The sequence below is a fragment of the Citrobacter sp. RHB21-C05 genome, assembly GCF_013889015.1.
Lineage (GTDB): Bacteria > Pseudomonadota > Gammaproteobacteria > Enterobacterales > Enterobacteriaceae > Citrobacter_A > Citrobacter_A sedlakii.
On the sequence record NZ_CP057611.1, the window covers coordinates 1,432,016 to 1,457,564 of the forward strand.

Sequence of the window (25,549 nt, forward strand, 5' to 3'; positions counted from 1 at the left end):
CAGGTCTGAAAGATGAGTGGATAAATCGCGCGAAGCTCTGTCGACAGTCACCACGGACCATTTGCAATGGTGAACAATATGACCGACTTAACCGCGCAAGACGCCGTATGGCAGACCCGGGACCACCTTGATGACCCGGTCATTGGCGAACTGCGCAACCGTTTTGGGCCGGATGCCTTTACCGTTCAGGCGACTCGCACCGGGGTACCCGTTGTTTGGATCAAGCGTGAACAATTACTGGAAGTGGGCGATTTCTTAAAGAAACTGCCGAAACCTTACGTCATGCTGTTTGACTTACACGGCATGGACGAACGTCTGCGCACGCACCGCGAAGGGTTACCCGCCGCGGATTTTTCCGTTTTCTACCACCTGATTTCCATTGAACGCAACCGCGACATCATGCTCAAGGTGGCCTTGTCTGAAAACGACCTGCACGTGCCGACATTTACCAAAGTGTTCCCGAACGCGAACTGGTACGAGCGTGAAACCTGGGACATGTTTGGTATTGAGTTTGACGGTCACCCACACCTGACACGTCTGCTGATGCCGCCGACCTGGCAAGGGCACCCGCTGCGTAAAGATTACCCGGCGCGCGCCACCGAATTCGATCCGTTTGAGCTGACCAAAGCGAAACAGGATCTGGAGATGGAAGCGCTGACCTTCAAACCGGAAGACTGGGGCATGCAGCGTGGTACCGAAAACGAGGACTTCATGTTCCTCAACCTCGGTCCAAACCACCCGTCTTCTCACGGTGCTTTCCGTATCGTTCTGCAACTCGACGGTGAAGAGATCGTCGACTGCGTGCCGGACATCGGCTACCACCACCGTGGCGCTGAAAAAATGGGCGAACGCCAGTCCTGGCACAGCTACATTCCGTATACCGACCGTATCGAATACCTCGGCGGCTGCGTCAACGAAATGCCTTACGTGCTGGCGGTAGAAAAACTGGCGGGCATCACCGTGCCGGATCGCGTCAATGTGATCCGTGTGATGCTCTCAGAGCTGTTCCGCATTAACAGCCATCTGCTGTATATCTCGACGTTTATTCAGGACGTCGGCGCAATGACGCCGGTCTTCTTTGCCTTTACCGATCGTCAGAAAATCTATGACGTGGTTGAAGCGATCACCGGTTACCGCATGCATCCGGCGTGGTTCCGCATCGGCGGCGTTGCGCACGATCTGCCGCGCGGGTGGGAAAAACTGCTGCGTGAATTCCTTGACTGGATGCCGAAGCGCCTGGCCTCGTACGAAAAAGCCGCGCTGCGTAACACCATTCTGAAAGGCCGTTCCCAGGGCGTTGCCGCCTATGGGGCGAAAGAGGCGCTGGACTGGGGCTGTACGGGCGCTGCCCTGCGCGCCACCGGTATCGATTTCGATGTGCGTAAAGCGCGTCCGTACTCTGGCTATGAAAACTTCGACTTTGAAGTGCCGGTGGGCGGCGGGGTCTCCGACTGCTATACCCGCGTAATGCTGAAAGTGGAAGAGTTGCGCCAGAGCCTGCGTATCCTTGAGCAGTGTCTCAATAACATGCCGGAAGGCCCGTTCAAAGCGGATCATCCGCTGACAACGCCGCCGCCGAAAGAGCGCACGCTGCAGCATATCGAAACCCTGATCACCCACTTCCTGCAGGTGTCCTGGGGGCCGGTCATGCCAGCGAATGAATCTTTCCAGATGATCGAAGCGACCAAAGGTATTAACAGTTATTACCTGACCAGCGATGGCAGCACCATGAGCTATCGTACCCGTATCCGTACCCCGAGCTATGCGCACCTGCAGCAGATCCCGGTGGCGGTGCGCGGCAGCCTGGTGTCCGACCTGATCGTCCATCTGGGTAGTATCGATTTTGTTATGTCAGATGTGGACCGCTAATTATGCACGAGAATCAACAACCACAAACCGAGGCTTTTGAGCTGAGTGCGGCAGAGCGTGAGGCGATTGAGCACGAAAAGCACCACTACGAAGACCCGCGTGCGGCGTCCATTGAAGCGCTGAAAATCGTCCAGAAACAGCGTGGCTGGGTGCCGGACGGCGCGATCTACGCGATCGCCGACGTACTGGGGATCCCGGCGAGCGATGTCGAAGGCGTGGCGACGTTTTACAGCCAGATCTTCCGCCAGCCGGTTGGCCGACACGTGATCCGCTATTGCGACAGCGTGGTATGTCACATTACCGGTTACCAGGGGATCCAGGCGGCGCTGGAGAAAAAACTCAACATCAAGCCGGGGCAAACCACGTTCGATGGTCGCTTCACCCTGCTGCCGACCTGTTGCCTGGGGAACTGCGATAAAGGGCCGAACATGATGATTGATGAGGACACTCACAGCCATCTGACCCCGGAAGCGATTCCAGAACTGCTGGAGCGGTATAAATGAAAAACATTATCCGTACTCCCGAAACGCATCCGCTGACCTGGCGTCTGCGTGATGATAAACAGCCGGTTTGGCTGGACGAATACCGTAGCAAAAACGGTTACGAAGGCGCGCGTAAGGCGCTGACCGGTCTGTCTCCGGACGAGATCGTCAACCAGGTGAAAGACGCTGGCCTGAAGGGGCGCGGCGGCGCGGGCTTTTCTACCGGCCTGAAATGGAGCCTGATGCCGAAAGACGAATCCATGAACATCCGTTACCTGCTGTGTAACGCTGACGAAATGGAGCCGGGCACCTATAAAGACCGTCTGCTGATGGAACAACTGCCGCACCTGTTGGTGGAAGGCATGCTGATCTCCGCGTTTGCGCTGAAAGCGTACCGTGGCTACATCTTCCTGCGCGGTGAATATATTGAAGCGGCGGTTCACCTGCGTCGCGCCATTGCCGAGGCAACCGAAGCCGGTCTGCTCGGCAAAAATATCATGGGCACCGGTTTTGACTTCGAACTGTTTGTGCACACCGGGGCAGGGCGCTACATCTGCGGTGAAGAGACCGCGCTGATTAACTCCCTCGAAGGCCGCCGCGCGAACCCGCGTTCCAAGCCGCCATTCCCGGCGACCTCTGGCGTCTGGGGCAAGCCGACCTGCGTGAACAACGTTGAAACGCTGTGTAACGTCCCGGCGATTCTCGCTAACGGCGTTGAGTGGTATCAGAACATTTCGAAGAGCAAAGACGCTGGCACCAAGCTGATGGGCTTTTCCGGTCGCGTGAAAAATCCAGGCCTGTGGGAACTGCCGTTTGGCACTACCGCGCGTGAGATCCTTGAGGATTATGCGGGCGGTATGCGCGATGGCCTGAAATTCAAAGCCTGGCAGCCTGGCGGCGCGGGAACTGACTTCCTGACCGAAGCGCATCTCGACCTGCCGATGGAGTTCGAAAGTATCGGTAAAGCAGGCAGCCGTCTGGGGACGGCGCTGGCGATGGCGGTGGACCATGAAATTGGCATGGTGTCGCTGGTGCGCAACCTGGAAGAGTTCTTTGCCCGTGAGTCCTGCGGCTGGTGTACGCCGTGTCGCGATGGGTTACCGTGGAGCGTAAAAATTCTGCGCGCGCTGGAGCGTAGCGAAGGCCAGCCGGGGGATATCGAGACGCTTGAGCAACTGTGTCGGTTCCTGGGCCCGGGTAAAACCTTCTGTGCACACGCACCGGGCGCGGTGGAACCGCTGCAGAGCGCAATTAAATATTTCCGCGAAGAATTCGAAGCTGGCATCAAGCAGCCGTTCAGCAATACCCACGGAATTGGTGGTATTCAGCCGAACCTGCTGAAAGAGCGTTGGTGAGTTAAATTTTTTAATTTGGAAGCATGCTAATGGCTACGATTCATGTAGACGGCAAAGAATATGAGGTGAACGGAGCGGACAACCTGCTTGAAGCGTGTCTGTCTCTCGGCCTTGATATTCCGTACTTTTGCTGGCACCCGGCGCTGGGAAGCGTCGGTGCTTGCCGCCAGTGTGCGGTGAAGCAATACCAGAACGCGGAAGACACGCGTGGTCGCCTGGTCATGTCCTGTATGACACCGGCCTCCGACGGCACCTTTATTTCTATTGACGACGAAGAAGCGAAACAGTTCCGCGAAAGCGTGGTGGAGTGGTTAATGACCAACCACCCGCACGACTGTCCGGTCTGTGAGGAAGGGGGGAACTGCCACCTTCAGGATATGACCGTGATGACCGGCCACAGCTTCCGTCGTTACCGTTTCACTAAACGTACGCACCGTAACCAGGATCTGGGGCCGTTCATCTCTCACGAAATGAACCGCTGCATCGCCTGCTATCGCTGTGTTCGTTACTACAAAGACTATGCGGACGGTACGGATCTGGGCGTGTATGGCGCGCACGACAACGTCTACTTTGGTCGCCCGGAAGATGGCGTACTGGAAAGCGAGTTCTCCGGTAACCTGGTGGAAATCTGTCCGACCGGCGTCTTTACCGATAAAACGCACTCCGAGCGTTATAACCGTAAATGGGATATGCAGTTTGCCCCGAGCATCTGCCAGCAGTGCTCTATTGGTTGTAACACCAGCCCGGGTGAACGCTACGGCGAACTCCGCCGTATCGAAAACCGTTACAACGGTACCGTGAACCACTATTTCCTCTGCGACCGCGGTCGTTTCGGCTATGGCTACGTCAATCTGAAAGATCGTCCGCGTCAGCCGGTACAGCGTCGTGGAAACGATCTGATTACCCTCAATGCCGAACAGGCCATGCAGGGCGCGGCGGATATTCTACGTCAGTCGAAGAAAGTCATTGGGATCGGGTCTCCGCGCGCCAGCGTGGAAAGCAACTTTGCGCTGCGTGAGTTGGTTGGTGCGGAAAACTTCTACACCGGAATCGCGCAGTCGGAACAAGAACGTCTGCAACTGGCGCTAAAAGTGCTGCGTGAAAGCGGCGTTCATACCCCTGCGCTGCGCGATATCGAATCTTACGACGCCGTGCTGGTGCTCGGTGAAGACATCACCCAGACCGGCGCGCGCGTTGCGCTGGCGGTTCGTCAGGCGGTGAAAGGGAAAGCGCGCGAAATGGCGGCGGCGCAGAAAGTGGCTGACTGGCAGATTGCGGCAATCCTTAACATTGGCCAGCGCGCTAAACATCCGCTGTTCGTCACCAACGTCGACAACACTCGTCTGGACGATATTGCCGCATGGACCTACCGCGCGCCGGTAGAAGACCAGGCGCGTTTGGGCTTTGCCATCGCCCATGCGCTCGACGCCGCCGCGCCTGCGGTGGACGGTCTGAGCAGCGACCTGAAAAGCAAAATCGACGTGATTGTTCAGGCTCTGGCTGGCGCGAAAAAACCCCTGATTATCTCTGGCACCAACGCCGGGAGCAGTGACGTGATCCAGGCGGCGGCTAACGTCGCGAAAGCGCTGAAAGGTCGCGGCGCGGATGTCGGTATCACCATGATTGCCCGTTCCGTAAACAGTATGGGTCTCGGCATTATGGGCGGGGGTTCGCTTGACGACGCGCTGACCGAGCTGGAAACCGGGCGTGCTGACGCTGTCGTGGTGCTGGAAAACGATCTGCATCGTCATGCTTCCGCCACCCGCGTTAACGCTGCGCTGGCAAAAGCGCCGCTGGTGATGGTGGTTGACCATCAACGCACCGCGATCATGGAAAACGCCCATCTGGTCCTTTCCGCCGCCAGCTTTGCTGAAAGCGACGGTACGGTCATTAACAACGAAGGCCGCGCACAGCGTTTCTTCCAGGTTTATGACCCGGCGTACTATGACAGCAACGCCGTGATGCTGGAAAGCTGGCGCTGGCTACACTCGCTGCACAGCACCGTGCAGAACCGCCAGGTCGACTGGACGCAGCTTGACCACGTCATTGACGCCGTCGTGGCCGCGATGCCAGAGCTGGCCGGTATTAAAGACGCCGCGCCGGATGCTTCTTTCCGCATTCGCGGTCAGAAACTGGCCCGTGAACCGCACCGCTATAGCGGTCGTACCGCGATGCGCGCCAATATCAGCGTGCATGAGCCACGTCAGCCGCAGGATAAAGACACCATGTTCGCCTTCTCAATGGAAGGGAACAACCAGCCGTCGGCGCCGCGTTCACAGATTCCGTTTGCCTGGGCGCCAGGCTGGAACTCGCCACAGGCGTGGAACAAGTTCCAGGATGAAGTGGGCGGTAAACTGCGTCACGGCGATCCGGGCGTGCGTTTGATTGAAGCGTCCGAAGGGGGGCTGGATTATTTCACCACCGTTCCGGCGAGCTTCCAGCCGCAGGACGGTCAGTGGCGTATCGCGCCGTACTACCATCTGTTTGGTAGCGACGAGCTGTCCCAGCGTGCGCCGGTGTTCCAGAGCCGGATGCCGCAGCCGTACATCAAGCTCAACCCGGCCGATGCCGCGAAGCTGGGCGTCAATGCCGGTACCCGCGTCTCCTTTAGCTACGATGGCAACACGGTGACGCTGCCGGTTGAAATCGCGGAAGGGTTAACGGCAGGGCAGGTCGGTCTGCCGATGGGTATGCCAGGCATTGCGCCAGTGCTGGCCGGTGCGCATCTTGAGGATCTGCAGGAGGCACAACAATGAGTTGGATTACACCGGATTTGATCGATATCCTGCTGACGATCCTCAAAGCGGTGGTGATCCTGCTGGTCGTGGTGACCTGCGGGGCCTTCATGAGCTTTGGCGAACGTCGCCTGCTGGGTCTGTTCCAGAACCGTTATGGACCAAACCGCGTCGGCTGGGGCGGTTCGCTCCAGCTGGTGGCGGACATGATCAAGATGTTCTTTAAAGAGGACTGGATCCCGAAATTCTCGGATCGCGTCATCTTTACGCTGGCGCCAATGATCGCCTTTACCTCGCTGCTGCTGGCCTTCGCGATTGTGCCGGTTAGCCCGGGTTGGGTGGTTGCGGACCTGAACATCGGCATCCTGTTTTTCCTGATGATGGCGGGTCTGGCGGTGTATGCGGTGTTGTTCGCCGGTTGGTCGAGCAATAACAAATACTCGCTGCTCGGCGCGATGCGCGCCTCTGCGCAAACGCTGAGCTATGAAGTGTTCCTCGGACTGTCCCTGATGGGCGTGGTGGCGCAGGCCGGATCGTTCAACATGACCGACATTGTGAACAACCAGGCTGACATCTGGAACGTTATCCCGCAGTTCTTTGGTTTTGTCACCTTCGCTATCGCGGGCGTGGCAGTGTGTCACCGTCACCCGTTTGACCAGCCGGAAGCCGAGCAGGAACTGGCCGATGGTTACCACATTGAATATTCCGGCATGAAGTTCGGTCTGTTCTTTGTGGGTGAGTACATCGGTATCGTCACCATTTCCGCGCTGATGGTTACCCTGTTCTTCGGCGGCTGGCAAGGCCCGTTCTTACCGCCATTCATCTGGTTCGCGCTGAAAACCGCGTTCTTCATGATGATGTTCATTTTGATTCGTGCGTCGTTGCCGCGTCCGCGTTATGACCAGGTAATGTCCTTCGGCTGGAAAATCTGCCTGCCGCTGACGCTCATCAACTTGCTGGTAACGGCGGCTGTCATTCTCTGGCAGGCGCAATAAGGGGCACTAAGACCATGACCTTAAAAGAGTTGTTAGTAGGTTTCGGCACCCAGGTACGCAGTATCTGGATGATCGGCCTGCATGCGTTCGCAAAACGCGAAACAAAGATGTATCCGGAAGAGCCGGTCTACCTGCCGCCCCGTTTTCGTGGTCGTATCGTCCTGACGCGCGACCCGGACGGCGAAGAGCGCTGCGTTGCCTGTAACCTGTGTGCGGTAGCGTGCCCGGTAGGCTGTATTTCTCTGCAAAAAGCGGAGACCAAAGACGGTCGCTGGTATCCGGAGTTTTTCCGTATCAACTTCTCACGCTGCATCTTCTGCGGTCTGTGCGAGGAAGCCTGTCCGACAACGGCGATCCAGCTTACCCCGGACTTTGAACTGGGTGAGTATAAGCGCCAGGATCTGGTTTTCGAGAAAGAGGATCTGCTGATCTCCGGTCCGGGTAAATATCCGGAATATAACTTCTACCGGATGGCAGGTATGGCAATCGACGGCAAAGATAAGGGCGAAGCGGAAAACGAAGCTAAGCCTATCGACGTCAAGAGCCTGTTACCGTAAGGAGAGGGGCAATGGAGTTCGCTTTTTATATCTGTGGCCTGATAGCCATTCTCGCAACCTTGCGAGTGATCACCCATACCAATCCGGTGCATGCGCTGCTGTACCTGATTATTTCGCTGCTGGCGATTTCCGGGGTGTTCTTCTCGCTGGGCGCTTACTTCGCCGGTGCGCTGGAAATCATCGTCTACGCGGGCGCCATCATGGTGCTGTTCGTGTTCGTGGTGATGATGCTCAACCTGGGCGGGTCTGAAATTGAACAGGAACGCCAATGGCTGAAGCCGCAGGTGTGGATTGGCCCGGCGGTTCTGTCGGCCATCATGCTGGTGGTGATTGTCTACGCCATTCTTGGCGTTAACGACCAGGGCATTGACGGTGAGCCGATTAGCGCGAAAGCCGTCGGTATCACCCTGTTCGGACCTTACGTTCTGGCGGTGGAGCTGGCGTCTATGCTACTGCTGGCCGGTCTGGTTGTCGCTTTCCACGTGGGGCGTGAAGAACGCGCCGGGGAAGTGCTGAGCAACCGTAAGGACGACAGCGCGAAAAGAAAAACGGAGGAGCACGCATGATCCCCTTACAACACGGACTGATCCTCGCGGCAATCTTATTTGTTCTGGGCTTAACCGGTCTGGTTATCCGCCGCAATCTGCTGTTTATGCTGATTGGGCTGGAGATCATGATCAACGCTTCCGCGCTGGCTTTTGTGGTCGCCGGAAGCTACTGGGGCCAGACCGATGGTCAGGTGATGTACATTCTCGCCATCAGCCTTGCGGCGGCTGAAGCGAGCATCGGCCTTGCGCTGCTGTTGCAACTTCATCGCCGTCGCCAGAACCTGAACATCGATTCAGTAAGTGAGATGCGTGGATGAACATGCTTGCCTTAACCATTATTCTGCCATTGATTGGCTTTGTACTGCTGGCGTTCTCTCGCGGACGCTGGTCGGAAAATCTCTCCGCGACCGTGGGCGTTGGCTCCATCGGTCTGGCGGCGCTGGTGACCGCGTTTGTCGGTATGGACTTCTTCGCGAACGGCAAGCAGGCGTACAGCCAGCCGCTGTGGACGTGGATGTCGGTCGGTGATTTCAATATCGGCTTCAACCTGGTGCTGGACGGCCTGTCGCTGACCATGCTTTCCGTGGTTACCGGCGTGGGTTTCCTGATCCACATGTTCGCTTCCTGGTACATGCGCGGCGAAGAGGGTTACTCCCGCTTCTTCGCCTACACCAACCTGTTTATCGCCAGCATGGTTGTTCTGGTGCTGTCCGATAACCTGCTGTTGATGTACCTCGGCTGGGAAGGCGTGGGCCTGTGCTCTTACTTACTGATCGGCTTCTATTACAGCGATCCGAAGAATGGCGCCGCGGCGATGAAAGCGTTCGTCGTGACCCGCGTGGGTGACGTATTCCTCGCCTTCGCGCTGTTCATCCTCTACAACGAGCTGGGTACCCTGAACTTCCGCGAAATGGTTGAACTGGCGCCAGCGCATTTCGACGCGGGCAACAACATGCTGACCTGGGCGACACTGATGTTGCTGGGGGGAGCGGTAGGGAAATCCGCACAGCTGCCGTTGCAGACCTGGCTTGCCGACGCGATGGCTGGCCCGACGCCTGTCTCCGCGCTGATCCACGCCGCGACCATGGTTACCGCCGGCGTCTATCTGATCGCACGTACGCACGGCCTGTTCCTGATGACCCCAGAAATCCTGCATCTGGTTGGGATCGTGGGCGCAATCACGCTGGTGATGGCCGGTTTCGCCGCGCTGGTGCAAACCGACATCAAACGTGTGCTGGCATACTCCACCATGAGTCAGATTGGCTACATGTTCCTGGCGCTCGGCGTGCAGGCGTGGGATGCGGCGATTTTCCACCTGATGACGCACGCCTTCTTTAAAGCGCTGCTGTTCCTGGCGTCTGGCTCCGTTATCCTGGCCTGCCATCATGAACAGAACATCTTCAAGATGGGCGGCCTGCGTAAGTCCATTCCGCTGGTGTATCTCTGCTTCCTGGTGGGCGGCGCGGCGCTGTCGGCGCTGCCGCTGGTGACCGCAGGCTTCTTCAGTAAGGATGAGATTCTGGCTGGCGCGATGGCGAACGGTCATATCAATCTGATGGTGGCAGGTCTGGTCGGTGCATTCATGACCTCTCTGTATACCTTCCGAATGATTTTCATCGTATTCCACGGTAAAGAACAAATTCACGCACATGCAGGGAAGGGGATCACCCACCATCTGCCGCTGATTGTCCTGATGGTGCTGTCCACCTTTGTCGGCGCGCTGATTGTGCCGCCGCTGCAGGGGGTTCTGCCGCAGACTACCGAACTTGAACATGGCCGCGTAATGACGCTGGAAATTACCTCTGGTGTCGTGGCGATCGCGGGCATCCTGATTGCCGCATGGCTGTGGCTGGGCAAACGCACGCTGGTGACGTCCATCGCCAACAGTGCGCCGGGCCGTCTGCTGGGCACCTGGTGGTACAACGCCTGGGGCTTTGACTGGCTGTACGACAACGTGTTCGTGAAGCCGTTCCTTGGTGTGGCCTGGCTGCTGAAGCGCGATCCGCTGAATGCGCTGATGAACGTACCGGCAATCCTTTCCCGCTTTGCAGGTAAAGGCCTGCTGTTCAGCGAGAACGGCTATCTGCGCTGGTATGTGGCATCCATGAGCATCGGTGCGGTTGTGGTGCTGGCGTTGTTGATGGTTTTACGTTGATTTGAGATCGCGGTTTTGCCCGGTGGCGCTGCGCTTACCGGGCCTACAAGACCGTAGGTCGGGTAAGCAAAGCGCCACCCGACACAACAAACCGCACTCAAACGTGAATTTGTTGAAATTCGTTGAAAATCAGGTCCGACAGGACAGGCGTTATCGGCGAAGTCAGAGTGGACACCGCCTGCGCACAGCAACCGAAGGGTACTTGAGTACGTGAGGATTGCGAGCACAGCCGGCGTCGCTATGACGAGCAAGATAGCCTGAACCGGACTTAAACAAGGAACAAATACTGCCATGTTATTACCCTGGCTAATACTTATTCCCTTCATTGGTGGGTTTCTGTGCTGGCAGACCGAACGCTTTGGCGTGAAGGTGCCGCGCTGGATCGCGCTGATCACCATGGGACTGACGCTTGCGCTTGGCCTGCAGCTGTGGTTGCAGGGCGGCTATTCACTGACGCAATCCGCTGGCATTCCGCAGTGGCAGTCTGAATTTGTCCTGCCGTGGATCCCGCGCTTTGGCATCTCTATTCATCTGGCTATCGACGGTCTGTCGCTGCTGATGGTGGTGCTGACCGGCCTGCTCGGCGTTCTGGCGGTACTTTGCTCCTGGCGAGAAATCGAAAAATACCAGGGCTTCTTCCACCTGAACCTGATGTGGATCCTGGGCGGTGTGATCGGCGTGTTCCTCGCCATCGACATGTTCCTGTTCTTCTTCTTCTGGGAAATGATGCTGGTGCCGATGTACTTCCTGATCGCGCTGTGGGGCCATAAGGCGTCCGACGGTAAAACGCGTATCACGGCGGCAACCAAGTTCTTCATTTACACCCAGGCGAGCGGTCTGGTGATGCTGATTGCGATCCTGGCGCTGGTGTTCGTGCATTACAATGCAACCGGCGTCTGGACCTTCAACTATGAAGCGTTGCTGAATACCCCGATGTCCCACGGCGTCGAATACTTGCTGATGCTGGGCTTCTTCATCGCCTTCGCGGTGAAAATGCCGGTGGTTCCGCTGCACGGCTGGCTGCCGGATGCGCACTCTCAGGCGCCGACCGCCGGTTCCGTTGACCTTGCGGGGATTCTGCTGAAAACCGCGGCCTACGGTTTGCTGCGTTTCTCTCTGCCGCTGTTTCCGAACGCCTCTGCGGAGTTCGCGCCGATTGCCATGTGGCTGGGTGTGATCGGCATCTTCTACGGTGCGTGGATGGCGTTTACCCAGTACGACATCAAGCGTCTGATTGCCTACACCTCCGTCTCCCATATGGGCTTCGTGCTGATTGCTATCTACACCGGCAGCCAGCTGGCGTACCAGGGGGCGGTGATCCAGATGATCGCGCACGGTCTGTCCGCGGCGGGGCTGTTTATCCTTTGCGGCCAGCTGTACGAACGTCTGCATACGCGTGATATGCGCATGATGGGCGGCCTGTGGGGCAAAATGAAGTGGCTGCCTGCGCTGTCGATGTTCTTCGCAGTGGCAACGCTGGGTATGCCTGGCACCGGTAACTTCGTCGGTGAATTTATGATCCTGTTCGGCAGCTACCAGGTTGTTCCGGTGATCACCGTCATCTCCACCTTTGGTCTGGTGTTTGCCTCTGTTTATTCGCTGGCGATGCTGCATCGCGCCTACTTCGGTAAGGCGAAAAGCCAGATTGCGAATCAGGAACTGGCAGGGATGTCGCTGCGCGAGCTGTTTATCATCCTGTTGCTGGTCGTGCTTCTGGTACTGCTTGGCTTCTATCCGCAGCCGATTCTGGATACGTCGCATTCCGCGATGAGCAACATCCAGCAGTGGTTTGTTAATTCCGTTTCTACTACAAGGCCGTAAATCGCCATGACAATAACTCCACAACACCTGATTGCGCTGCTACCGCTGCTGATCGTCGGCTTGACGGTGGTGGTTGTGATGCTCTCCATTGCGTGGCGACGCAATCACTTTCTCAATGCCACGCTGTCGGTCATTGGGCTTAACGCTGCGCTGGTTTCGCTCTGGTTTGTTGGCCAGGCGGGCGCCATGGACGTCACGCCGCTGATGCGGGTTGACGGTTTCGCCATGCTCTACACCGGGCTGGTTCTGCTGGCGAGCCTGGCGACCTGTACGTTTGCCTACCCGTGGCTGGAAGGCTATGACGACAACCGGGAAGAGTTCTACCTGCTGGTGCTGATTGCCGCTCTGGGCGGGATCCTGCTGGCGAACGCTAACCATCTGGCCGCGCTGTTCCTCGGTATCGAACTGATCTCCCTGCCGCTGTTTGGTCTGGTAGGCTATGCCTTCCGCCAGAAGCGCTCGCTGGAAGCCAGTATCAAATACACTATCCTGTCCGCCGCCGCGTCTTCCTTCCTGCTGTTTGGTATGGCGCTGGTGTACGCACAGTCCGGCAACCTGTCGTTCGTGGCCCTCGGCAAGAGCCTCGGCGACGGTATGCTGAGCGAACCGCTGTTGCTGGCGGGCTTCGGGATGATGATTGTCGGCCTCGGCTTTAAACTGTCCCTGGTGCCGTTCCACCTGTGGACGCCTGACGTCTACCAGGGCGCGCCTGCGCCGGTATCGACCTTCCTGGCGACGGCGAGCAAAATCGCTATCTTCGGTGTGGTGATGCGTTTGTTCCTCTATGCGCCAGTAGGGGACAGCGAAGCGGTACGCGTGGTGCTGGGCATTATCGCCTTTGCCTCCATCATCTTCGGTAACCTGATGGCGCTGAGCCAGACCAACATTAAGCGTCTGCTCGGTTACTCCTCCATCTCTCACCTCGGCTATCTGCTGGTGGCGCTGATTGCCCTGCAGAGCGGCGAGATGTCGATGGAAGCGGTAGGCGTCTACCTGGCCGGCTATCTCTTTAGCAGCCTTGGCGCGTTTGGTGTGGTCAGTCTGATGTCCAGCCCGTACCGTGGGCCGGATGCTGACTCACTGTTCTCCTATCGCGGTCTGTTCTGGCATCGTCCTGTTCTCGCCGCGGTCATGACGGTAATGATGCTGTCGCTGGCGGGTATTCCGATGACGCTCGGCTTTATCGGCAAGTTCTACGTGCTGGCGGTCGGCGTGCAGGCCAGCCTGTGGTGGCTGGTTGCCGCCGTGGTGGTCGGTTCCGCGATTGGTTTGTACTACTACCTGCGCGTTGCGGTCAGCCTGTACCTGAGCGCGCCGCAGCAGCTTAACCGCGATGCGCCGTCGAACTGGCAGTACAGCGCGGGCGGCATTGTGGTGCTGATCTCCGCGTTGCTGGTGCTGGTGCTCGGCGTCTGGCCGCAGCCGCTGATCAGCATTGTGCAGTTAGCGATGCCGCTGATGTAAGCGAAACGCAGACCTAAAAAAACCCGCTTCGGCGGGTTTTTTTGTGGGCTGGCATAACGCCCAGCCTCTCTGGCGTTATTAGGATCCGCTTAACAGCTGTCTGCTCACCAGCGGGCCGTCAATTCTGTTCACCGCGCGCGTCATCACTTCCTGAATAACTGATGACAGCTCGTTGATTTCAAACTTCGCCACATAGCCGTCAGCTTTCACTTTGCGTACGTGATCTTCGTTGGCGCTGCCAGACAAAGAGGAGTGGATCACCACTGGAATGTGCTTCAGGCGTTCATCGGTTTTAATCTTACGGGTAAGGGTGAATCCGTCCATCTCTGGCATTTCCAGGTCGGTAAGCACCAGGGCGATTTTTTCGCTGATGGCTTTGCCTTCCGCTTCGGCCTCTTTCGCCAGGTGCTGGATTTTCTCCCACGCATCTTTTCCGGTAACGTGCATCTGGTGCGGAATGTCCATTGCGTTCAAGCCCTTTTCCAGCATCGCCCGGGCCACGCGAGAGTCTTCGGCGACAATGGCCACCGCTCCGGGGGTAATGTTGAATTTACTGGTTTTCAGTTCCGTGGCGCGTAGGTCATGGTTTGCGGGCACGATGTCATACAGGATCTGCTCAACGTCCAGCACCAGCGCCAGGTTGTTGGTCTCTTTGTCCTCGTCCAGGCAGGCGATACTGGTGATGTAACGTCCATTTACCGCTTTCTCGGCGGTATGCACCTGCTGCCAGTCCAGACGCATGATGTTTTCCACTGACTCGACGGCGAAGGCCTGGACGCTGCGGGCGTATTCAGTGATCAGCAGGATATTCAACCCTTTTTCCGGTTGACACCCGGCGACGGCGGGGAGGTCGATCACCGGGATCACCTGATCGCGAATATTCACCATCCCCAGCAGCGGCGCCTTCATGCCTGCCGGACGCGTAAACGTCGGCATTGGCACAATTTCTCGCAACTTAAAGACGTTAATGCCAAACAGCTCAGACTTTTGCTCGTGCAGGGAGGTTCCCAAACGAAACAGCAGCAGCTCAAAGCGGTTGGACAGGGTGAGATTCGCCCTGTCATCGATATCTTTCTGGAAATTGTCCATTCTGTCCTCAGTGTGAATACTGCCTTTTTACTGTTATCGGCACCGGGGACAAAAAGTGGAGCGTTAAACCGTGAAAACGGCGAAATCCGCAGCCAGTTCCGTGTGCGGAAAAATGGCCCGACACTCCGCCAGAAGGCGCTGGCAGCCGGTTTCATCGTAACGTGAACTGATATGCGTCATGATGAGCTTGCCGACTCCTGCCTCTTTCGCCAGCATCGCCGCCTGACGGGTGGAGCTGTGACCCCGGCTGTTGGCCTTCTCTTCCATCGAGGCATCCAGGGTGGTTTCGTGAATCATCACGTCAACCCCTTTCGCCAGCGCAAGGGCGCCGACGCAGGGCGCCGTGTCGCCAAAAATGGCCACCGCTTTGCCCGGGGTTGCCGGAGCAAGGTAGTCCGCGCCGTTGATGGTGCGGCCATCATCAAGGGTAATTGTCTTTCCGGCTTTCAAGTCCTGAAACCAGGGACCCGGCGTAACCCCCGCGGCTTTCAGCGCGTTGGCGTCAAGCGCACCCGGTTTGTCGTGTTCTTCAACGCGGTAGCCGTAGCATTCCAGCGGGTGTTCAAGCGGGTAGGCGGTCACCTTGCGCAAGCCGTCGTCAAGGATTTCACCGGCGGTAATCTCGATGATATCCAGTGGATAATCGGTCCACGAACCGCTCAGGCGCAGGCTGGTTTCGGTGAATTCACGAAGCCCTTTGGGTCCATAAAGGGTCAGCGGATGTGGATTGCCTGCCATTGAGCGGCTACACAACAGACCCGGTAAACCAAACAGATGATCGCCATGCAGGTGGCTGATAAAAATGCGTTCAATCTTGCCGGGATGAAACGCCGTCTCCAGCATCTGCTGCTGCGTGCCTTCCCCGCAGTCAAACAGCCACAGCGCGGGCTGAGTAGGATGGTGCAGATGCAACAATATCGCCGTGACGTTGCGCGCGCGGGTAGGGACGCCCGCCGAGGTACCTAAAAAGATAAATTCCATTATTTCATTACACTTTTTCAACTTATTCTGGCTAGTATAAAACGTTTGAGCAAAAGGAGGGCGCGATGATTACCTGGCAAGATCTGCATCATTCACAATTAACGGTTCCCGCGTTGTATGCGCTACTTAAACTGCGCTGCGCGGTGTTTGTCGTCGAACAGCACTGCCCTTATCTGGATATTGACGGCGACGATCTGGTGGGTGAAAACCGCCATATCCTCGGCTGGCATAACGATGAGCTGGTGGCGTACGCGAGGATTCTGAAAAGTGACAACGCGCTGGAGCCGGTGGTCATTGGCCGGGTGATCGTCAGCGAAGCCCTGCGTGGCGAAAAGCTTGGCCAACATCTGATGTCCCGGACGCTCGCCGCCTGCCAGCAGCACTGGCCGCAAAAAGCGCTGTATCTCGGCGCGCAGGCGCATCTGCAAAACTTCTACGCGCGATTCGGTTTTACGCCCGTGACCGATGTCTATGATGAAGACGGCATTGCCCATATCGGTATGGCCCGTGAGGCAATTCAGGCGTAAATCCGCGTCGTTGTCTATAGTTAGGAACAGGTTTTACTAAAATGGAGAACGAGAATGTCTTATCAGTTTGGTGATTCGCGTATTGATGACGACCTGACGTTGCTGAGCGAGACGCTGGAAGAGGTGCTGCGCTCTTCGGGTGACCCTGCCGATCAAAAGTATATCGAACTCAAAGCGCGCGCAGAACAAGCGCTGGAAGATGTAAAAAATCGCGTCAGCCATGCGTCCGACAGCTATTACTATCGCGCAAAACAGGCGGTATATCGCGCTGATGACTATGTGCATGAAAAACCGTGGCAGGGGATCGGCGTGGGCGCAGCGGTAGGTATGGTACTGGGCTTGCTGCTCGCACGGCGTTAACCCTCACCGGAAACGCATCGACTCCCTAAACTGGGGTACTGCATTTTTTCTGTAGTACCCCGTATAATGTGAGGTTTTTAACAGGGAGAGGTCCGCGTGAATTCACTCACTACTGCGCTGGAAAGCCTGACGCGCCTTTTATCGCAGGAATTACCCGCCGCGCCGGGCATGCGGGTTTTCGATGTCCCTTTCCCCCTCAATGACGCTTTCGACGCGTTAAGCTGGCTTGCGAGCCAGCCTGTTTACCCACAATTTTACTGGCAGCAGCGCAACGGCGATGAAGAAGCCGCCGTGCTCGGTTCGGTTTCCCGCTTTTCCTCGCTTGATGCCGCGCAGCGTTTTCTTCGCGACCACCCACAGCAAAGCGACCTGCGAGTCTGGGGACTGAACGCCTTCGACCCGAAAACGGGCGAACTCTTTTTGCCCCGTCTGGAATGGCGGCGCTGTGCGGGCGTGGCGGTGCTGCGGTTGCATGTCTGGAGCGACAGATCGCTGCGTGAGGATGCCGACCGGGCGCTGTCGTTTATCGCTTCACTGGCGAGCGTCAAACCGCTGGCGGCGCTGCGGCTCACCCTGATTGGCGAGCAGCACTGGCCGGAAAAAGCAGGCTGGGTGACGCTGATTCAGCAGGCAACGCGCACGATTGCCGAAGACCAACTGGAAAAAGTGGTGCTGGCGCGCGCCAGCGATCTGCAATTTTCTCGTCCGGTGAATGCGGCCGCGATGATGGCGGCAAGCCGTCGTCTGAATCTGAACTGCTATCATTTCTACATGGCCTTTTGCGCGAACAGCGCTTTTCTTGGCTCATCCCCGGAGCGACTCTGGCGGCGGCGGGATACCGCGCTCCGGACCGAGGCGCTGGCGGGTACAGTCGCTAACGATCCTGATGACTACAAAGCCTGGCAACTGGGCGAGTGGTTAATGAAGGACGATAAAAATCAGCGCGAAAACATGCTGGTGGTCGAAGATATCTGCCAGCGATTACAACAACATACCCACTCGCTGGACGTGCTGCCGCCAAAAGTGCTGAGGCTGCGAAAGGTCCAGCATTTGCGCCGCTGCATCTGGACGGCGCTGAATCAGCCTGACGATACGCTGTGCTTACTGCAACTCCAGCCGACGGCGGCGGTGGCGGGGATCCCCCGGGATCGCGCGCGGATGTTCATTCATCAACATGAACCGTTCGAACGCGAATGGTACGCCGGGTCGGCGGGTTATCTGTCGTTACAGCAAAGCGAGTTTTGCGTGTCGCTGCGCTCAGCGAAAATCACCGACAACGTGGTCAGACTGTATGCCGGAGCGGGCATTGTTCGCGGTTCCGATCCCGAACAGGAATGGCAGGAAATCAACAATAAAGCCGCAGGTCTGCGAACTTTGTTACAGATGGACGGATAATGAGTCACTTAATTCCGATTCATATCAATAATCCATTTTTTCCATTCTTTATACTGAGTCGCAATATTGATACCGGACAAACTCATGTCAGTAAGCGCATTTAACCGACGCTGGGCGGCGGTCATTCTGGAAGCATTAACTCGCCACGGTGTCAGGCATGTCTGCATTGCCCCTGGCTCGCGTTCCACGCCCCTCACGCTGGCGGCGGCGGAAAACGCGGCATTTATTCACCACACGCATTTCGATGAGCGTGGACTTGGTCATCTGGCGCTGGGACTGGCAAAGGCGAGCAAACAACCGGTGGCGGTAATCGTCACGTCCGGTACGGCGGTGGCTAACCTCTATCCGGCGCTGATTGAAGCGGGGCTGACCGGTGAAAAGCTGATTCTGCTGACGGCCGATCGCCCCCCTGAACTGATCGACTGCGGTGCGAATCAGGCCATTCGCCAGGCAGGGATGTTTGCGTCCCATCCGTCGCAAACGATCTCGCTGCCGCGTCCGACGCAGGATATTCCGGCAAGCTGGTTGGTTTCGACCATCGATAACGCGCTGGCGTCACTGCATGCTGGCGCCGTGCACATCAACTGTCCCTTTGCCGAACCGTTGTATGGCGATATGGACGACACGGGACTGGCCTGGCAGCAGCACCTCGGCGACTGGTGGCAGGATGACAAGCCCTGGCTGCGCGAAGCGCGTCGGCTGGAAAGTGAAAAGCAGCGCGACTGGTTTTTCTGGCGCCAGAAGCGAGGAGTGGTCGTTGCCGGGCGCATGAGCGCGGAAGAGGGTAAAAGGGTTGCCGAGTGGGCGCAAACGCTGGGCTGGCCGCTGATTGGCGATGTGCTGTCGCAAACCGGACAACCGCTGCCCTGTGCCGATCTGTGGCTCGGGAACGCGAAGGCGGTCACCGAACTGCAACAGGCGCAGATTGTCGTACAGTTGGGCAGCAGCCTGACCGGGAAACGGTTGCTGCAGTGGCAGGCAACCTGCACGCCGGACGAATACTGGATTGTCGATAATATCGAAGGGCGGCTGGATCCGGCCCATCATCGCGGTCGCCGTCTGGTGGCGAAAATTGGCGACTGGCTGGCATTGCATCCGGCGGAAAAACGCAAGCCTTGGTGCGTGGCGATCCCGCGTCTGGCTGAGCAGGCCTGGCAGGCGGTGGCGGCGCGTCGTGACGCGTTTGGCGAAGCGCAACTGGCGCACCGCATCCGCGACTATTTGCCCGAACAGGGACAGTTGTTCGTCGGTAACAGCCTGGTGGTGCGCCTGATCGATGCGTTTTCACAGTTACCCGCGGGATATCCGGTATACAGCAACCGTGGGGCGAGCGGCATTGACGGCTTATTGTCAACCGCCGCGGGCGTACAGCGCGCCAGCGCCAAATCAACGCTGGCGATTGTCGGCGATCTTTCGGCGCTCTACGATCTGAACGCGCTGGCGCTGCTGCGCCAGGTATCCGCGCCGTTCGTACTGATTGTCGTCAACAATAACGGTGGACAGATTTTCTCACTACTGCCGACGCCGCAGAGCGAACGTGAGCGATTTTATCTGATGCCGCAAAATGTCCATTTTGAACACGCTGCCGCGATGTTCGAGCTGAAATATTATCGTCCGGAAACCTGGGATGAACTGGACGCGGCGATAGCCGGCGCGTGGCGAACACCCGCGACGACGGTGATTGAACTGGTAGTTAACGATACCGACGGCACCCGGACGTTGCAGCAACTGCTGGCGCAGGTAAGCCATCTATGAACCTGCACGCGCAGGCGAAACCCGCTCAGCCCGGCGCGCCCTGGCTGGTTTTTCTGCACGGTTTTTCCGGCGACTGCCGGGAATGGCAGGCGGTCGGCGAGCAGTTGACGGCGTTTTCCCGTCTGTATGTCGATCTGCCCGGCCACGGCGGTTCCGCTGAGATTCGCGTAAGCGGATTTGCGCAGGTGATCGAATTACTGCGCAGTACTTTAATTAGTTACAACATACTGGACTACTGGCTGGTGGGTTACTCGCTCGGCGGCAGAGTGGCGATGACGGCAGCCTGTCAGGGGATGACCGGGCTGTGTGGCCTGGTGGTTGAAGGCGGTCATCCGGGGCTACAAAGTGAGGCGGCGCGCGACGCGCGCCGTCGTTCCGATGCTCACTGGGCGCAGCGTTTTCGCCAGGAAGCGCTGCGAGACGTTTTCAGCGACTGGTATCAACAACCCGTTTTTGCCTCGTTAAATGCCGGGCAAAGGGCCGAACTGGTTGCCCTGCGAAGCGACAATAACGGCGGCACGCTGGCGGCGATGCTCGAAGCCACCTCGCTTGCGGCGCAGCCCGATTTACGCGCGGCGCTCACCGCGCGGACATTTCCGTTTTATTATTTATGTGGTGAACGTGACAGCAAATTCCGCGCGCTTGCGGCGGAATTAGCGGCGGAAAGCCATGTGATTCGTAACGCCGGACACAACGCGCACCGGGAAAATCCCGCTGGCGTGGTGGCATGTCTGGCGCAGATTCTGCGTCTCTGACTAAAGGACACACTATGATCTATCCTGATGAAACAATGCTTTACGCACCGGTTGAATGGCACGACTGCTCTGAAGGCTACACCGATATTCGCTATGAGAAGTCCAGCGACGGTATTGCAAAAATCACCATTAACCGTCCACAGGTGCGCAACGCTTTCCGTCCTTTGACCGTTAAAGAGATGATCCAGGCGCTGGCGGATGCCCGTTATGACGACAACGTGGGGGTGATTATCCTCACTGGGGAAGGTGACAAAGCCTTTTGCGCGGGTGGCGACCAGAAAGTGCGCGGCGACTACGGCGGTTACCAGGACGACTCCGGCGTACATCACCTGAACGTGCTGGATTTCCAGCGCCAGATCCGCACCTGTCCGAAGCCGGTAGTGGCGATGGTGGCCGGTTATTCCATCGGCGGCGGCCACGTGCTGCATATGATGTGCGATCTGACCATCGCAGCGGAAAATGCTATTTTCGGTCAGACCGGCCCGAAAGTCGGTTCGTTTGACGGCGGCTGGGGCGCATCTTACATGGCGCGGATCGTTGGACAAAAGAAAGCGCGTGAAATTTGGTTCCTGTGCCGTCAGTATGATGCGCAGCAGGCGCTGGATATGGGGCTGGTTAACACCGTAGTTCCGCTGGCGGATCTGGAAAAAGAGACCGTGCGTTGGTGTCGCGAAATGCTGCAAAACAGCCCGATGGCGCTGCGCTGCCTGAAAGCCGCGCTGAACGCCGACTGTGACGGGCAGGCGGGTCTGCAGGAACTGGCGGGAAATGCCACCATGCTGTTCTATATGACGGAAGAAGGTCAGGAAGGCCGTAACGCCTTCAACCAGAAACGTCAGCCTGATTTCAGCAAATTCAAACGGAATCCGTAATGCGTAGCGCGCAGGTATACCGCTGGCAGATCCCCATGGACGCGGGGGTGGTTCTGCGTGACAGGCGGTTAAAAACCCGCGACGGGCTGTATGTCTGTCTGCGTGACGGCGAACGGGAAGGGTGGGGAGAAATCTCCCCGCTGCCAGGCTTTAGCCTCGAAACCGTTGAAGATGCGCAGGTGGCTCTGCTGGCCTGGGTTAACGACTGGCTGCTGGGCGGCGAGTTACTGCCGGATATGCCGTCGGTGGCGTTTGGCGTCAGCTGCGCGCAGGCGGAACTGACGGGAATGCTGCCCGCGGCGGCGGACTATCGCGCCGCGCCGCTGTGTACCGGCGATCCGGACGATCTGGTGCTGCAACTGGCCGACATGCCTGGTGAAAAAGTGGCGAAGATAAAAGTCGGCCTGTACGAAGCGGTACGCGACGGCATGGTGGTTAACCTGCTGCTGGAGGCGATACCGGAGCTGCATCTGCGTCTGGATGCCAACCGTGCCTGGACACCGCTGAAAGCGCAACAATTTGCGAAGTACGTCAACCCGGACTATCGCCATCGCATCGCTTTCCTGGAAGAACCGTGTAAAACCCGCGACGATTCCCGGGCATTTGCCCGTGAGACCGGTATTGCCATCGCCTGGGATGAAAGCCTGCGCGATGCCGACTTCGCCTTCGAGGCGGAAGAGGGCGTCCGCGCGGTGGTGATCAAGCCGACGCTGACCGGCTCGCTGGACAAGGTTCGTCAACAGGTTGAGTCCGCACATGCGCTGGGGCTGACGGCGGTGATCAGTTCGTCCATTGAATCGAGCCTGGGTTTAACGCAGTTGGCGCGTATTGCCGCGTGGCTGACGCCGCAGACCATTCCCGGTCTCGACACCCTGAACCTGATGCAGACGCAGCAGCTTCGCCGCTGGCCGGGCAGTACGCTACCGTGTACAGAACTTGATGCGCTGGAACGGGTGCAATGAGCTTTTCTGACTGGCCGTGGCGTCACTGGCGGCAGGTAAGAGGGGATGCGCCCGCTCTGCGCCTGAATGATGAGGTACTCACCTGGCAAGCGCTCTGCCAGCGCATTAACGCGCTGGCGGGCGGTTTTGCCGCGCAGGGCGTGGTGGAAGGCAGTGGGGTAATGCTGCGCGCCTGGAACCATCCTCAGACGCTGTTGGCGTGGCTGGCGCTATTGCAGTGCGGCGCGCGTGTTCTGCCGATCAACCCGCAGCTTCCGCAGTCGCTTCTGTCCACGCTGCTGCCGGATCTGACGTTACAGTTTGCGCTGGATCGCGAAGGCGACAATCCCTTTGCTTTTTTGACGACGCTGACGATGCGGGAAGAGGCGGGCGATCATGGCGTGGCCTGGCAACCACAGCGTCTGAGTTCAATGACGCTGACGTCCGGCTCTACCGGTTTGCCTAAGGCCGCCGTGCATACCTGCCAGGCGCATCTCGCCAGCGCCGAAGGCGTCCTCTCGCTGATACCCTTCGGCAAAGACGACGACTGGCTGCTTTCCCTGCCGCTGTTTCACGTCTCCGGTCAGGGCATCTTATGGCGCTGGCTGTTTGCCGGCGCGCGGATGACCGTACGGGAAAAACAGCCGCTGGAGCAGATGCTGGCCGGATGCACCCATGCGTCGCTGGTGCCAACGCAACTGTGGCGGTTGCTGATGAACCAGACGCCCGTTTCGCTGAAGGCGGTGCTGCTCGGCGGCGCGGCGATCCCGGTTGCGTTAACGGAGCAGGCGCGTGCGCAGGGCATTCGCTGTTGGTGCGGCTACGGACTGACCGAATTTGCCTCGACGGTATGCGCCAAAGAGGCCGATGGGCAGGCGGACGTCGGGGGGCCGTTACCGGGACGCGAAGTCAACGTTGTTAATGACGAAGTGTGGCTGCGTGCGGCGAGCATGGCGGCAGGTTACTGGCGAAACGGCAGACTGGCGCCGCTGGTTAACGACGAAGGATGGTTTGCTACACGCGATCGCGGTGTGCTGTCTAATAATAAATTAACCCTTCTCGGGCGGCTGGATAATCTCTTTTTTAGCGGTGGCGAAGGGATCCAACCGGAAGAGGTTGAGCGGGTGATTGCCGCCCATCCGCAGGTGCAACAGGTCTTTATTGTTCCCGTGGCGGATGCCGAGTTCGGCCAACGTCCCGTTGCGGTCGTGGAATATGACGCCAGCGAAGCGGTTCCGGACCTTCGCGAATGGGTGAAAGACAAGCTGGCGCGTTTCCAGCAGCCGGTGGGGTGGTTGATCCTGCCGGATACGCTTAAAAACGGCGGCATCAAAATTTCACGCCGGGCGTTGACCGACTGGGTGCGACAGATTTACGCAGATCGATAATGAATACGCGGGGGGAGCAATCTCCCCGAAAAATGTCATTAAACTCTTCGGGAAATAATTATTAAATAGCGGGTAATGCAATATTAGCAGGTGAATATTAATTTAACCTTAAGAAATAAAATAAAGACGAAAAAGGGATTATTCGCCTGAATAACCTTTGCTTTTATTCAGGTTTTAAGGCATGTTCACGACACGAATTTTCGACTGGTATACCGAAAGGTAGACCGTATTTTATTTATTTTTATTGCGTGGAAAGTGACGTGTCAGCTTTTTTCCAGTATTTTTCTCATTCCCGAAAATATGCCGCTATTCTGATCGTCAGTCTGGTTGTTCTGATTGGTGTTAGCGGCAAGGTGGCGTGGAGCAGTAACGGTTTGCCGCGCATCAATACCCCGACGCTCGCCTTGCTGGCAAAGCAGCACCCCATCATCGTTCTGTTTCGCCATGCTGAGCGCTGCGATCGTTCCGAACATCCCTGTCTGTCAGATAAAACCGGTATTACCGCATACGGCGCGCATCAGGCCAGGGCGCGTGGAGAGACGTTCGCCGCACAAATTAACGATTATTCATTATTTGCCAGTCCTGCCGTACGCACTATTCAGTCGGCGACGTGGTTTTCCGGCGGTAAGAAACTCACCGTGGATAACGCGATGCGTACATGTGGAGGCGGAACGCAACGGGCTATTCTACGCCTCGCCAAACAGTCACAGGGTAAAAATACGGTTATTTTTACGCATAATCATTGTCTGACGTGGCTGGCGGAAAATATGCGCGGCGTTAAATACGATCCGGGATATCTGGACGCTTTAGTGATGCATGCCGATCACGGTAAGCTTTATTTAGATGGTCAATTGATGATTCAATAATAAAAGCTTATCTCATCAGCGTCTCAATGACAGCCATAAAGGCTGTCATGTTCTGTTAAAGTAATCCTTTCAGCCCCAACGTTTTTCGCGTGGCGATATTCAGATCATATTTCGGTAAATCTTCCGGTTTGACCCAGGCGAAGGCCTGAAACTCTTCGTTAATATGCACTTCACGGTTAGCGGCAATGCAGTCAAAGATCAGGTAAATCATGTAGATCTCTTCCTGACTACCGTCCGGATAGGTTTTAGTACGGATATCATCGCTGAACGTCCAGGGTTTAATATCACTGAGTATCAATTCATCTCCGAGCTCTTCGCGGATCTCACGACGCAGGGCGTCTTCAATTAGCTCCCCCGGCTCCACGCCACCGCCTGATAAGGCCCATTGACCCGGAAAAACACCGCGATCGTCGGCCATCTGGCACAACAGGTAACTGCCATTATTCTGTATTAAGGGGCAAACAATAGTCCTTTGACGCACGATAATGTTCCTTAAAGCAGAGGTAAATGTGCCAGCGAAAAGCATATCGCCTGACAACACGAGTAAAAAACGTCTCTTTTCCAGACAAAACCGGGAATTAATGTAAGGAAGATTGATCAATAAAAAATTGATCCTGGGCAAGCCCCTATTGGCTATAC

Annotated in this window: 23 protein-coding genes; 20 read left to right on the top strand and 3 right to left on the bottom strand. The window is 57.3% G+C overall.

What is annotated here, in order from left to right:
* Window positions 1–66 precede the first annotated feature (66 nt).
* From nuoC to nuoN, 11 genes are all read left to right on the top strand, one after another.
* Window positions 67–1,869 (top strand): NADH-quinone oxidoreductase subunit C/D, encoded by a 1,803-nt coding sequence (gene nuoC / locus HVX72_RS06895; protein WP_082636826.1) that lies wholly within the window; start codon window positions 67–69, stop codon window positions 1,867–1,869.
* A 2-nt stretch (window positions 1,870–1,871) separates the two neighbouring features.
* Window positions 1,872–2,372: an NADH-quinone oxidoreductase subunit NuoE gene (gene nuoE, locus HVX72_RS06900; protein ID WP_012131493.1), complete on the top strand. Its 501-nt coding sequence runs from the start codon at window positions 1,872–1,874 to the stop codon at window positions 2,370–2,372.
* Window positions 2,369–3,706, top strand: coding sequence for an NADH-quinone oxidoreductase subunit NuoF (gene nuoF / locus HVX72_RS06905; protein ID WP_181822829.1), 1,338 nt, complete (start codon window positions 2,369–2,371; stop codon window positions 3,704–3,706). The genes nuoE and nuoF overlap by 4 nt, the downstream gene beginning before the upstream one ends.
* Before the next feature lie 29 nt (window positions 3,707–3,735).
* Window positions 3,736–6,462 carry an NADH-quinone oxidoreductase subunit NuoG gene (gene nuoG, locus HVX72_RS06910; RefSeq protein WP_060570110.1) on the top strand — a complete coding sequence of 909 codons (2,727 nt, stop codon included), beginning with the start codon at window positions 3,736–3,738 and terminating at the stop codon, window positions 6,460–6,462.
* Entirely contained in the window at window positions 6,459–7,436 is a 978-nt protein-coding gene (nuoH, locus tag HVX72_RS06915; protein ID WP_042290675.1) for an NADH-quinone oxidoreductase subunit NuoH, read from the top strand. The genes nuoG and nuoH overlap by 4 nt, the downstream gene beginning before the upstream one ends.
* Before the next feature lie 14 nt (window positions 7,437–7,450).
* A complete protein-coding gene (gene nuoI / locus HVX72_RS06920) occupies window positions 7,451–7,993 on the top strand; it encodes an NADH-quinone oxidoreductase subunit NuoI (protein ID WP_042290673.1) in 543 nt (180 codons plus the stop codon).
* A gap of 11 nt (window positions 7,994–8,004) precedes the next feature.
* On the top strand, window positions 8,005–8,559 hold the full coding sequence (gene nuoJ / locus HVX72_RS06925; RefSeq protein ID WP_042290671.1) for an NADH-quinone oxidoreductase subunit J: 555 nt from the start codon (window positions 8,005–8,007) through the stop codon (window positions 8,557–8,559).
* The gene (gene nuoK, locus HVX72_RS06930; RefSeq protein ID WP_000612644.1) at window positions 8,556–8,858 is read left to right on the top strand and encodes an NADH-quinone oxidoreductase subunit NuoK; all 303 of its coding nucleotides are present in this window, start codon (window positions 8,556–8,558) and stop codon (window positions 8,856–8,858) included. Before nuoJ ends, nuoK begins: the two co-directional genes overlap by 4 nt.
* Entirely contained in the window at window positions 8,855–10,696 is a 1,842-nt protein-coding gene (gene nuoL / locus HVX72_RS06935) for an NADH-quinone oxidoreductase subunit L (RefSeq protein ID WP_181822830.1), read from the top strand. The genes nuoK and nuoL overlap by 4 nt, the downstream gene beginning before the upstream one ends.
* Window positions 10,697–10,987: 291 nt before the next feature.
* The gene (gene nuoM / locus HVX72_RS06940; protein WP_042290666.1) at window positions 10,988–12,517 is read left to right on the top strand and encodes an NADH-quinone oxidoreductase subunit M; all 1,530 of its coding nucleotides are present in this window, start codon (window positions 10,988–10,990) and stop codon (window positions 12,515–12,517) included.
* 6 nt (window positions 12,518–12,523) lie between these two features.
* A complete protein-coding gene (gene nuoN / locus HVX72_RS06945) occupies window positions 12,524–13,981 on the top strand; it encodes an NADH-quinone oxidoreductase subunit NuoN (RefSeq protein WP_042290665.1) in 1,458 nt (485 codons plus the stop codon).
* A gap of 78 nt (window positions 13,982–14,059) precedes the next feature.
* Here the strand turns inward: nuoN and HVX72_RS06950 are convergent, their stop codons facing one another.
* Both HVX72_RS06950 and rbn read right to left on the bottom strand, forming a co-directional pair.
* The gene (locus HVX72_RS06950) at window positions 14,060–15,070 is read right to left on the bottom strand and encodes a chemotaxis protein (RefSeq protein WP_181822831.1); all 1,011 of its coding nucleotides are present in this window, start codon (window positions 15,068–15,070) and stop codon (window positions 14,060–14,062) included.
* A 63-nt stretch (window positions 15,071–15,133) separates the two neighbouring features.
* Window positions 15,134–16,051 carry a ribonuclease BN gene (rbn, locus tag HVX72_RS06955; protein ID WP_181822832.1) on the bottom strand — a complete coding sequence of 306 codons (918 nt, stop codon included), beginning with the start codon at window positions 16,049–16,051 and terminating at the stop codon, window positions 15,134–15,136.
* A 65-nt stretch (window positions 16,052–16,116) separates the two neighbouring features.
* Here rbn and HVX72_RS06960 point away from each other — a divergent pair, with 65 nt between their 5' ends.
* From HVX72_RS06960 to HVX72_RS07000, 9 genes are all read left to right on the top strand, one after another.
* On the top strand, window positions 16,117–16,578 hold the full coding sequence (locus tag HVX72_RS06960) for a GNAT family N-acetyltransferase (protein ID WP_060570114.1): 462 nt from the start codon (window positions 16,117–16,119) through the stop codon (window positions 16,576–16,578).
* 54 nt (window positions 16,579–16,632) lie between these two features.
* On the top strand, window positions 16,633–16,938 hold the full coding sequence (gene elaB, locus HVX72_RS06965; RefSeq protein WP_042290656.1) for a stress response protein ElaB: 306 nt from the start codon (window positions 16,633–16,635) through the stop codon (window positions 16,936–16,938).
* A 96-nt stretch (window positions 16,939–17,034) separates the two neighbouring features.
* Window positions 17,035–18,333 carry an isochorismate synthase MenF gene (menF, locus tag HVX72_RS06970; protein ID WP_181822833.1) on the top strand — a complete coding sequence of 433 codons (1,299 nt, stop codon included), beginning with the start codon at window positions 17,035–17,037 and terminating at the stop codon, window positions 18,331–18,333.
* 84 nt (window positions 18,334–18,417) lie between these two features.
* Entirely contained in the window at window positions 18,418–20,088 is a 1,671-nt protein-coding gene (gene menD, locus HVX72_RS06975) for a 2-succinyl-5-enolpyruvyl-6-hydroxy-3-cyclohexene-1-carboxylic-acid synthase (RefSeq protein ID WP_181822834.1), read from the top strand.
* On the top strand, window positions 20,085–20,843 hold the full coding sequence (gene menH / locus HVX72_RS06980) for a 2-succinyl-6-hydroxy-2,4-cyclohexadiene-1-carboxylate synthase (protein ID WP_181822835.1): 759 nt from the start codon (window positions 20,085–20,087) through the stop codon (window positions 20,841–20,843). Before menD ends, menH begins: the two co-directional genes overlap by 4 nt.
* A gap of 14 nt (window positions 20,844–20,857) precedes the next feature.
* Window positions 20,858–21,715, top strand: a complete 858-nt coding sequence (menB, locus tag HVX72_RS06985) for a 1,4-dihydroxy-2-naphthoyl-CoA synthase (RefSeq protein ID WP_042290647.1) — start codon at window positions 20,858–20,860, stop codon at window positions 21,713–21,715.
* Window positions 21,715–22,677, top strand: a complete 963-nt coding sequence (gene menC, locus HVX72_RS06990; protein WP_060570119.1) for an o-succinylbenzoate synthase — start codon at window positions 21,715–21,717, stop codon at window positions 22,675–22,677. Before menB ends, menC begins: the two co-directional genes overlap by 1 nt.
* On the top strand, window positions 22,674–24,044 hold the full coding sequence (menE, locus tag HVX72_RS06995; RefSeq protein WP_181822836.1) for an o-succinylbenzoate--CoA ligase: 1,371 nt from the start codon (window positions 22,674–22,676) through the stop codon (window positions 24,042–24,044). The genes menC and menE overlap by 4 nt, the downstream gene beginning before the upstream one ends.
* Window positions 24,045–24,304: 260 nt before the next feature.
* A complete protein-coding gene (locus HVX72_RS07000; RefSeq protein ID WP_181822837.1) occupies window positions 24,305–24,910 on the top strand; it encodes a histidine phosphatase family protein in 606 nt (201 codons plus the stop codon).
* Between the two features lie 55 nt (window positions 24,911–24,965).
* Here the strand turns inward: HVX72_RS07000 and nudI are convergent, their stop codons facing one another.
* Window positions 24,966–25,391 (bottom strand): nucleoside triphosphatase NudI, encoded by a 426-nt coding sequence (gene nudI / locus HVX72_RS07005; RefSeq protein WP_181822838.1) that lies wholly within the window; start codon window positions 25,389–25,391, stop codon window positions 24,966–24,968.
* Window positions 25,392–25,549 lie beyond the last annotated feature (158 nt).